The organism is uncultured Gardnerella sp., from assembly GCF_947280595.1.
GTDB classification, from domain to species: Bacteria; Actinomycetota; Actinomycetes; order Actinomycetales; family Bifidobacteriaceae; genus Bifidobacterium; species Bifidobacterium vaginale_A.
Genome location: NZ_CAMYOS010000029.1, coordinates 1 through 6,733, shown reverse-complemented (window position 1 = coordinate 6,733; position 6,733 = coordinate 1). Strand labels below are relative to the sequence as shown.

9 protein-coding genes and 1 pseudogene are annotated in these 6,733 nt (G+C 35.9%); 7 read left to right on the top strand and 3 right to left on the bottom strand.

Annotation, left to right across the window (positions count from 1 at the left end):
* The first annotated feature begins 429 nt into the window (after positions 1-429).
* From Q0X59_RS05970 to Q0X59_RS05955, 4 genes and pseudogenes are all read left to right on the top strand, one after another.
* Positions 430-651, top strand: coding sequence for a hypothetical protein (locus Q0X59_RS05970; protein WP_016635346.1), 222 nt, complete (start codon positions 430-432; stop codon positions 649-651).
* A gap of 163 nt (positions 652-814) precedes the next feature.
* Complete coding sequence (locus Q0X59_RS05965; RefSeq protein WP_297643870.1) at positions 815-1,720, top strand: exonuclease domain-containing protein; 906 nt, start codon at positions 815-817, stop codon at positions 1,718-1,720.
* 25 nt (positions 1,721-1,745) lie between these two features.
* A complete protein-coding gene (locus Q0X59_RS05960) occupies positions 1,746-2,549 on the top strand; it encodes a KilA-N domain-containing protein (protein ID WP_004128523.1) in 804 nt (267 codons plus the stop codon).
* 3 nt (positions 2,550-2,552) lie between these two features.
* Positions 2,553-2,867: pseudogene (locus Q0X59_RS05955) on the top strand (hypothetical protein); the annotation flags it as partial.
* Between the two features lie 106 nt (positions 2,868-2,973).
* Here Q0X59_RS05955 and Q0X59_RS05950 read toward each other — a convergent pair.
* Both Q0X59_RS05950 and Q0X59_RS05945 read right to left on the bottom strand, forming a co-directional pair.
* A complete protein-coding gene (locus tag Q0X59_RS05950) occupies positions 2,974-3,291 on the bottom strand; it encodes a type II toxin-antitoxin system RelE/ParE family toxin (RefSeq protein ID WP_250310182.1) in 318 nt (105 codons plus the stop codon).
* Positions 3,272-3,544: a type II toxin-antitoxin system Phd/YefM family antitoxin gene (locus Q0X59_RS05945; protein ID WP_250310181.1), complete on the bottom strand. Its 273-nt coding sequence runs from the start codon at positions 3,542-3,544 to the stop codon at positions 3,272-3,274. The genes Q0X59_RS05950 and Q0X59_RS05945 overlap by 20 nt, the downstream gene beginning before the upstream one ends.
* 762 nt (positions 3,545-4,306) lie before the next feature.
* On the opposite strand from Q0X59_RS05945, the gene Q0X59_RS05940 reads away from it, so the two are divergent.
* From Q0X59_RS05940 to Q0X59_RS05930, 3 genes are all read left to right on the top strand, one after another.
* Positions 4,307-4,741 carry a hypothetical protein gene (locus tag Q0X59_RS05940; protein WP_297643867.1) on the top strand — a complete coding sequence of 145 codons (435 nt, stop codon included), beginning with the start codon at positions 4,307-4,309 and terminating at the stop codon, positions 4,739-4,741.
* A 130-nt stretch (positions 4,742-4,871) separates the two neighbouring features.
* The gene (locus Q0X59_RS05935) at positions 4,872-5,168 is read left to right on the top strand and encodes a type II toxin-antitoxin system RelB/DinJ family antitoxin (protein ID WP_116712556.1); all 297 of its coding nucleotides are present in this window, start codon (positions 4,872-4,874) and stop codon (positions 5,166-5,168) included.
* A gap of 13 nt (positions 5,169-5,181) precedes the next feature.
* The gene (locus Q0X59_RS05930; RefSeq protein WP_165846097.1) at positions 5,182-6,465 is read left to right on the top strand and encodes a YcxB family protein; all 1,284 of its coding nucleotides are present in this window, start codon (positions 5,182-5,184) and stop codon (positions 6,463-6,465) included.
* 178 nt (positions 6,466-6,643) lie between these two features.
* Here the strand turns inward: Q0X59_RS05930 and Q0X59_RS06195 are convergent, their stop codons facing one another.
* Entirely contained in the window at positions 6,644-6,727 is an 84-nt protein-coding gene (locus Q0X59_RS06195) for a hypothetical protein (RefSeq protein ID WP_366517021.1), read from the bottom strand.
* Between the last annotated feature and the right edge of the window lie 6 nt (positions 6,728-6,733).

Genomic DNA, 6,733 nt, shown 5'->3' with positions numbered 1-6,733 from the left:
ATGATGAAGTTGAATATTTTATCGAGGATTTGAAAAAGCAGGACTTGTTAACAGTGTTCGATGAAAACGTCTGGCTTAGCATGGTTTACTATCTAATCGTGCATCAAGATGGAAAGGTTGATATTATCTTCCTTGATGGGAGTGTAATGAAAGTAGACGAGTAAATAACAAATATACAATATATGAAGGCAAGTCAATATAGATTTTTTCTTGTATGATTAACTCAAGAAAAGTTAGCATAAAAGGTTGGCAAGCCATGAAAAAACTGACAAAATCCTTGACAGACAGACAGCGTAGTTCTGTCTCTTTTCACGTAGAATTTTTAATTGGCAGAAATATATACCTGATGTATAGGTATGCGTTCCTTCCTATCTTTATGAAATTTTTCAAAACAATAAAAGAACATTATTAGATTAAAAAGGAGGATTTATGAAAAATACGAAAAAATGCCCAAAGTGTGGGGGAAGTGAAATTATATTTGTGCCTGGATCTGCTGGGGCTTATGGGACTGGAAATAATATTATGACTGGCCATACAATTATGTCGGCAGTACCTGTTGATAGGTATATTTGCACTGCCTGTGGTTTTAGCGAGGAGTGGATTGACCTTGATAATATGGATAAATTAAAAAAGAAATATGATGAGATTTAAATGAGAGTTACTTTTATATGAGGGTGGGATAATAGTTAAAACAGCAGGTCGAGGATTAAAATCGACCTGTTTTTATGTTTAAGGCACTTAGCTTTCAAGATATAATGAGTATTAGAAGATAAATTTGTAAAAGCTCATTTCAATAGATGAAGGAGGTGCTTTCATGTCCAATTCAAACTCAAATTACACTAAGCAACTCATTGATGATTACTGTGTGCTAGATACCGAAACGACCGGCTTTTCTGCGTATTATAATGAGATTATTGAGATTGGTATCTTAAAAGTTAGAAATAATGAGATAGTAGACCGTTATGATCAGCTGATTAAACCGAGTATAGAAGTAGACGGTTTTATTACAGCATTAACAGGAATAACTAATGACATGCTGGAAGGTATGCCATCTATAGACAGTGTGAAAACGTCTGTGCTTTCGTTCATAGGTGATGACATTATCCTTGGTCATAGGACTTCTTTTGATATGCGCTTTTTGAATGAAGGCTTTAAGGAACAACTGACTAACCGGTATATGGATACGATGCAATTTGCAAGAAAACTGTATCCTGAGCTGAAACATCACAGACTCTCCGATTTAACTGACTACTTAGGATTACACAATAATGAACACCGTGCTTTATCAGACTGCACATCAACGAAAGAATTATATGATGCTGTTAAATCACGCATGGTGGAGAAGAATCTAGTCATTGAAGACTTATGGCCTGCCAGTGGAAGTCACAGTGGTAAAGGGATAGATATCAAAGCAATTAAGCCTGATGAAGTGGTTGTTGATAAAGATGGGTTTTTCTATAATCGGCACGTGGTTTTCACCGGTAAGCTTGAGAAAATGCTTCGCAAAGATGCTCAGCAGATTGTAGTGAATCTCGGCGGTGTTTTAGATAATAGTGTGACTAAGCAGACGAACTATCTGATACTTGGTGACAATGATTACAATGCAATTCTTAAAGGTGATAAGTCATCAAAGCATAAGAAAGCAGAAAAGCTCAAGCTTGAGGGGCAAGATATAGAAATTATTGATGAGCGTACTTTCTATGATTTGCTAAATGTGTGAAATTGGATGATTGAGAGGTGATTACGTGTCTAAAATAAATGTTGAAGGTTCAGAAATTAGCATTATTGCCATTGACAATAGAGATTATATTTCTTTAACGGATATGGTTAGAAATATTGATAACGGTTCTGCTTTGATTGAAAAGTGGCTTAGGAATAAGAATACGATAGAGTTTTTAGGTATTTGGGAAGAAATGTATAACACGAATTTTAATTCCACCGAATTCGAGGGAATTAAAAATGAAGCAGGACTTAACCGTTTTATATTATCTGTTAAGCAATGGGTGGAGAAAACCAATTCTATCGGTATCGTTGCTAGAGCGGGAAGATATGGTGGAACTTATGCTCATAAAGATATAGCGTTTGAGTTTGCTTCTTGGGTATCGCCATACTTTAAATTATATTTAATCAAAGAATTTGAACGTCTAAAGGAAGAAGAACAGAAGAAGTTAGGATGGGATATTAAAAGAAATTTGGCAAAAATAAATTATAGAATTCACACAAATGCCATTAAGAACAAACTTGTACCAGATAAACTTTCAAAAGAAAAAATCAATTTTATTTATGCAAATGAAGCGGATATTCTTAACGTTTCTTTATTTGGAATAACAGCTAAAGAGTGGCGTGATGAAAATCCGGATTTAAAAGGCAATATTAGAGATTATGCAGATATATCTCAGCTTGTTTGCCTTTCTAATCTTGAGAATCTTAATGCTGTATTTATAAATGAAGGTATGAGTCAATCTGAAAGATTGGAGAAATTAAATGCAATAGCTATTGAACAAATGAGGATACTATCTGAAAGTGAATCAATTAAAAAATTGCAATAAGCTGCGTCGTATCATTGGGAAACGGTAGCGGTGTCTCAAGAAGAGTTTCATATGCCAGAAAACTATATGAATAAGGATGAGTTGTATCTATTTGTGTCACGAGATATTCTTGATTCTCATTATGATTTGTCTAAAGTCACTCTCGGAGATAAGCCAATCAAATTAGTTGACTCATCGTTCAATTTACCTGGTCCAGGACTTAAAGCTTTATTTTTGGTTGGGAAATTTGATTTAAAAGACAAGTCAAGTTCTGTTGTTCTTAAAGTACCGGGTATTAATAAAACAGGTGATGTTGCTATAGGTTATAAGAAGAAATAGTAATATTTTGCACTCAAGAATCAAGCTATTAAGCCAATCTTAAACCTTTTAACGATAGCTTTTTTAATAATCGTTAACATAAAATAATGATAGTTATTAGGAATAGTTATTCCAGTAGTGCGTCAATATTTCGTTTTGAATATAGAAGTCTGCGCACTTCCATAGTGTCGCCCAAGACAACGTAAAAAACAGAAAAGTTGCGTACGCTAATCCTGTAGTAGGGGTGTTCTCGTGTTGTTGATGATTGGTAAGGAGCAAATAAGAGGGGCGATTCAAGTCGTTTATCGATTGCTGATTCTATATCGTCAACAAGTCTGTGAGCAGCTTTTGGATTTTGCAGTGTATTGGTTATATAGTCAACTGTTTCTAATAAATCTTCTTTGAATAGTGGTAGAAAGGTTAATTTATACGTGTTCTTGCTCATTAATCCTTCTCCTTACGCTATCAAAGACGTCAGCTTTAGAAAGACGCGTAGAAGTGTTTGCGGCAAAAGTATCTGCTTCGTCGAGTTTTCTTTCGGTGTCGTCAGTGAGAGTGGAGTATTGTTTGATGCTCATGAGAACCATAGTCCCATAACCATTTTTTGTAAGGAATACTGGTGTATTTGAATTTATAACTGTTTCTTCTACTTCTGGGAATTTATTTCTTAAATCGGAAACTGGGCGAATATTAATCATTTTATTAACCTCCTTTTATCAAAAAAGTATCATAATCTTATCAAGATTACAATTATATCAGTGGCTTGGCACTCAAAAAAGTGTAAATATACTACCCGTTCACTCAATCCATACAGAATCAGTGGCGCTCCTTTACAAATCGCACTGAATCAAGATATCGTTTTGATGATACCTATTTGCGTACAGTCTAGTTGCTGCGTTTTAGGCTTTGTGTAGCAAAGCTTAGCGAGGGCTATCGTTAAAAGGTTTAATGCGAAGCGGCTTTAAGCTGGGTTCTTGTGGTTTTTGAGCGTGATCTTGCTGTCGAGTAGTTGTGCGATTTAGTTGCTTATGTTTTGGGGAACAAATCGGTGGAATAATCGTAAAAAAGTTCCCTACATTATTTGATTTCTCACTGTAAAGGCTTGTTGGTTATTCCAGAAAATAAGGTTCCTGAGTTTAAGAAGTTGCTTGTTGAGTATTATGAGGGTGAAGATTTGCAGGTGATTGCTTCGTTTATGAGGGAATATTGTTGGAGGCGTTAAACGCGCGTGATTATGTTGGTTCTTCTGTTTCTTCGAATTTTGCTGTTTATGAAAGAGTATAGTTTGCTAGTAAATGAAGAAATTAGTGTCGATAGTCTAGACAAATTAATAAAAAAATAGGATATTTATTAAGATTATTAAAGTAATCAGAGCGAATGGTAGATTTTGTTTACTTAATAGTCTGTTTTATAATCATTTGATACAGAGTCGTGTTAACGAAAAGGAGGCTAGTGGTGTTATGAGGAGTAAAACTATTTTTTGTAAAAACATTTTTCAAAGTTGTCTTGTTATGCTTCTGCTGCTAGGTTCTCTCTTTTCTCTTGCTGGGTGCGCTGACGATGAGGAGAAGGCGGAGCTTGCGTCGTATCATTGGGAAACAGTAGCGGTGTCTCAAGAAGAGTTTCGTATACCAGAAAACTATATGAATAAGGATGAGTTGTATCTCTTTGTGTCACGAGATATTCTTGATTCTCATTATGATTTGTCTAAAGTCACTCTTGGAGATAAGCCCATCAAATTAGTTGACTCACAGTTTAATTTGCCTAGTTCAGGGCTTAAAGCTTTATTTTTAGTTGGTAAATTTGATTTAAAAGACAAGCCAAGCTCTAATGTTCTTAAAGTACCAGGACTTAATAAAACAGGTAATGTTGCTGTAGGGTATAAGAAGAAATAGTGGTATTTTGCACTAAATTATTAGTGAGAATGTTGAAAGCGTATATATCAGTCGAGACATCCTATTCATGTAAATTGTATTGCAATATGCGATACAGTATTTTACGATGTGTGCATGGAGATTGGTTGATATGGCAGTTACTAAAACAGCGAATGTTAATGTGAGAATACAAGAAAATATTAAGCAGCAGGCGGAGCAGATTCTGGAAACTATTGGAATTACTAGGGCTACTGCTATTGACATGTTTTATCGTCAAATCATTCTTAATAACGGTATTCCGTTTTCGCTTACTATTCCAAAGTCGCTTCCAGCACAAGATGATATGGATGAGAAAACGTTTAACGCGTTGATGGATAAAGGCTATGATCAGGCGGTTCAAGGTGATAGTTATCCGATAGATGATGTTTTTGAAGAGCTTGAACGATGATAGGAACAGAAAAATGTCAGATTCATCGATTAAAGAGAAGGAAAAGCAGGAACATACTCCCAGAGAGGAGAAAAATCCACTATATTGTGAATCACATGAGCAAATATGTGAGAACCTTAACAGTGCAAATAAGGAATTGCCAAAGTATAAGGTTTTGCGGCTGAGCGCGGAAATCTTTTCCATCTTAATTATTGTTGGAACTGCTTTTATGGCGTCCAATAAGCTACAGCTTTTTGGATGGATCACCTATTGTTTTGCAATTCTGTTTCTTGTTGGAGTTTCTCTTATTTGGGTTATTTGTGTTATTTGGCAGCGCAATATACATAGTCGTTTTAGGAGTGCAAATGTAGAGCGTAATAAATCTTTTCTTAGCTATGGCAAGCAACGGTGGAAGGGTAGAATCTCGCTGATTCTTTGTTGCTTTTTTGTGTTAAGTGGTATTCTAACTGCATTCTTTGGAATAACTGCGGTACGTCTTCCAAATCAGTGGCTTTTGCAGACTTGGGCGTATGTTATATGCGCGGCAATGCCAGTTGTTTGGATGATTACGATTGCTCTTGTATGTGTCTTCTATAATCTCTATCTTATCTCACTCGTACGGAAGATAGGTATAAGAATTGTACTTCGTTGTCTACATGTTCTGCTTTGTGTGCTGATTATCTTAGGTCTTGGATTTTTTGACGTTTTGTTTATTGTTGGCAGATATTCTGTGAAACAAAATGATAATGGTACATACACAGAGCACGTGGATGATATGTATGCTCCTTTTGAGTATTATCTTTATAAGTCTGAAGGCCCATTTTTCCTTAAGTATCTTCGGCCAATGAAAGATTCAAGTGATACTGATCCAAAAATAAGTGAATCTGAGTGGTATAGCAGAATAGATTGCAATAACAGGAAAGATACAAGATTAAAAGATACAAGATTAAAGGCTGAAGAGCCAGATAAAAATTACGATTTGCATGATGCCGCTGAGCGTGATTTAGAATCAAAGAGGGAAAGAAATGCAGCGATTAAGATATTTGATAAGTATTTTGCGGCGAAAGGCTTTGCGTTCAAGGAGAACTATACCGCCAAGGGGGATATGTATTTTGTTCTGAGTGAAAGCCGTTCGGACATTACTTATCTGCAGTATAACAGGGACTCTCAGGATGGAAAATGTGGTCTTTATATTCTGTTTAAGGCTTCAAAATCTTCAAACGGAAGCTGGTCACCGAGTGATGCTCATATGCAGAACACCTATACTTATGAATATAGCACTGGACTAATTGCAAAGAGCAGTATGGCATATTGGTAGTAGGGTTGATTGGTAGTAGGGCAGATTGGTTGTATGTCAGAATCGTTGGATGCCAAAATCGAAGAGTATCTGAAGATTGCCAGATAGTGATTGCCAGATAGTAAAATCCATATTTGCGTGCTCTAGTTGCTTGGGTTGATATGTACCCAGAAAACTGGACACATGTTTTGACACGGGGTTAACAAATGGATGCCATCCTGTACCTTACGGGATGCATCCATTTTGTTTTCTTCTGGATCCTGCAATTGTTGTAGTAATCTATATATTC